Below are 2,353 nucleotides of genomic sequence, written 5' to 3' on the forward strand. Positions count from 1 at the left end.
TTCTTAAAACGACTGTTCGGAGGTTAATACATGTCACTGCTCGATATGCTGTTCGGCAGAAAGCCGAAAACCGCCACCGTCGCGCGCGACCGCCTGCAAATCATCATCGCGCAAGAACGCGCACAAGAAGGCCAAGCTCCGGATTATCTGCCGACCTTGCGCAAAGAGCTGCTGGAAGTCCTGTCCAAATACGTCAACGTATCCTTGGACGACATCCGCATCTCCCAAGAGAAACAAGACGGCTTGGACGTTCTTGAGCTGAACATCACCCTGCCGGAACAAAAAAAGGCTTAACACATGACCTTGACCGAATTGCGTTACATCGTAGCCGTCGCACAAGAACGTCACTTCGGACGTGCCGCACGACGCTGCTTTGTCAGCCAGCCCACCCTCTCCATCGCCATCAAAAAGCTGGAGGAAGAGCTGTCGGTATCCCTGTTCGACCGTAGCAGCAACGACATCATCACGACCGAAGCGGGCGAGCGCATTGTCGCCCAAGCCCGCCGGGTTCTGGAAGAAGCAGAACTCATCAAGCACCTTGCCAATGAAGAGCAAAACGAATTGGAAGGCGCGTTCAAACTCGGCCTGATTTTTACCGTTGCCCCCTACCTTCTGCCCAAGCTCATTACCGCGCTGCGTGAAACCGCGCCGAAAATGCCGCTGATGCTGGAAGAGAACTATACCCACATCCTGACCGAGTCGCTCAAACGCGGCGATGTCGATGCAATCGTCGTTGCCGAACCGTTCCAAGAGCCGGGCATCGTAACCGAGCCTCTGTATGACGAACCTTTCTTCGTCATCGTTCCCAAAGGCCATCACTTTGAAGAACTCGATGCCGTTACGCCTCAGCTTTTGAGCGAAGAACAAGTGTTGCTGCTATCCGAAGGCAACTGTATGCGCGACCAAGTGTTGGCAAGCTGTTCCGAATTGGCTTCCAAGCAAAAAATCCAGGGCTTGACCAATACCCTGCAAGGCAGCTCCATCAACACCATCCGCCACATGGTTGCCAGCGGTCTGGCCATCAGCGTCATGCCGGCTACCGCATTGACCGAAAACGACCACATGCTTTTCAGCATTATCCCGTTTGAAGGCACTGCACCGCACCGCCGTGTCGTTTTGGCTTATCGCCGCAACTTTGTCCGTCCGAAAGCACTGACTGCGTTGCGCACTGCCATTTTGCAATCGCAACTGACCGGTGTAACGTTCGTCAACGAATAAACCGTAAAACAAAAGGCCGTCTGAACATTCAGACGGCCTTTTTATTTTAAACCGAATAAAGGATTAGTAGCGGGTATGAACTTGACTGCCAATAACACCACCCAAAGCCGCGCCACCCAAGGTAGAGCCGGTATCGCCACCAATCAAATTACCTGCCACGCCGCCCAATACCGCACCAGCAGCAGTGTTGCGTTGGGTTTGAGTCATATTGGCACACGCGCCCAAAGAAGCGGCCAGCATGATCAAGGTCACAGTTTTTGCAAAAGTTTTCTTCATGGTTTGATTCTCCATCAGGGGTTAAGCTTTATATGGAATAGTATGGCACAACCTTTCATTAATATATTTTCTGATAAGTAAAGACAGATTAAACTAAGATAACGCTCTTGATGAACGGTTAAATGCAAAAACAAACGGCAATTCCAAAAGAATATTTATAAATTTTAATATATTTGGCATAAAATTGCGCATACATCAACCGCATTCGGTAGTGATACAATGACGACTTGTCTGAATTACCGGAAACACCCGTCATGAGTATCTACGCACTGGCACACATCATCCACGTTTATTGCGCGATTGCCTTTGTCGGCGGCGTATTTTTCGAAATGCTGGTCCTCTCCGTTTTACACACCGGCCGCGTTTCGCGTGAATCGCGCCGCGAAGTCGAACGTGCCATGTCCTATCGTGCCGTCCGCGTAATGCCGCCTGTCGTCATTACCCTGTTCATCAGCGGCATCGTGATGGTATACAACCGCTACCTGCCGATACTGCACCACCCATTCGACAGCTCCTTCGGCATCATGCTGAGCATCAAAATCCTGTTGGCAGTAAGCGTTTTGGTACATTTTGCCATCGCCGTCGTCAAAATGGCACGGCATACCCTCACCGTCGGCTGGTCGAAATACATACACGCCGTCGTATTCAGCCATATGCTGTTTATCGTCTTTTTTGCCAAGGCGATGTTCTACCTGTCTTGGTAAACCTTACCCATACCCCACACACAAGGATTGTTTATGACCCAATACCCGTCCGTCGGCTCGCCGATGTTTTACGGCATCTTCTTTATTGCCGTCTTAATCATGATCGCCATCGATATGGTATCGCTGAAAAAAAACGGCGCCCACAAAGTCAGCAT

At 50.6% G+C, this 2,353-nt stretch carries 4 protein-coding genes; 3 read left to right on the forward strand and 1 reads right to left on the reverse strand.

The genetic code is table 11. The features are described from left to right. The first annotated feature begins 30 nt into the window (after positions 1–30). On the forward strand, positions 31–294 hold the full coding sequence (minE, locus tag ACTHS3_RS03165) for a cell division topological specificity factor MinE (protein ID WP_003680625.1): 264 nt from the start codon (positions 31–33) through the stop codon (positions 292–294). Positions 295–297: 3 nt separating this feature from the next. Next, the gene (locus ACTHS3_RS03170) at positions 298–1,218 is read left to right on the forward strand and encodes a hydrogen peroxide-inducible genes activator (RefSeq protein WP_003749313.1); all 921 of its coding nucleotides are present in this window, start codon (positions 298–300) and stop codon (positions 1,216–1,218) included. Positions 1,219–1,281: 63 nt separating this feature from the next. Here ACTHS3_RS03170 and ACTHS3_RS03175 read toward each other — a convergent pair whose 3' ends face one another. Next, positions 1,282–1,494, reverse strand: coding sequence for a glycine zipper 2TM domain-containing protein (locus ACTHS3_RS03175; RefSeq protein WP_003684747.1), 213 nt, complete (start codon positions 1,492–1,494; stop codon positions 1,282–1,284). 254 nt (positions 1,495–1,748) lie between these two features. Between ACTHS3_RS03175 and ACTHS3_RS03180 the strand changes: the two genes are divergently transcribed. After that, positions 1,749–2,198: a CopD family copper resistance protein gene (locus tag ACTHS3_RS03180; RefSeq protein ID WP_036493576.1), complete on the forward strand. Its 450-nt coding sequence runs from the start codon at positions 1,749–1,751 to the stop codon at positions 2,196–2,198. Positions 2,199–2,353: the final 155 nt, after the last annotated feature.

The sequence above is a fragment of the Neisseria sp. P0009.S007 genome (genome assembly GCF_051962515.1).

Bases quoted from the DNA above. Each gene is read 5' to 3' on its own strand.
- ACTHS3_RS03175 (WP_003684747.1), bottom strand. From the start codon at position 1,494: ATGAAGAAAACTTTTGCAAAAACTGTGACCTTGATCATGCTGGCCGCT.
- ACTHS3_RS03180 (WP_036493576.1), top strand. From the start codon at position 1,749: ATGAGTATCTACGCACTGGCACACATCATCCACGTTTATTGCGCGATT.
- minE (WP_003680625.1), top strand. From the start codon at position 31: ATGTCACTGCTCGATATGCTGTTCGGCAGAAAGCCGAAAACCGCCACC.
- ACTHS3_RS03170 (WP_003749313.1), top strand. From the start codon at position 298: ATGACCTTGACCGAATTGCGTTACATCGTAGCCGTCGCACAAGAACGT.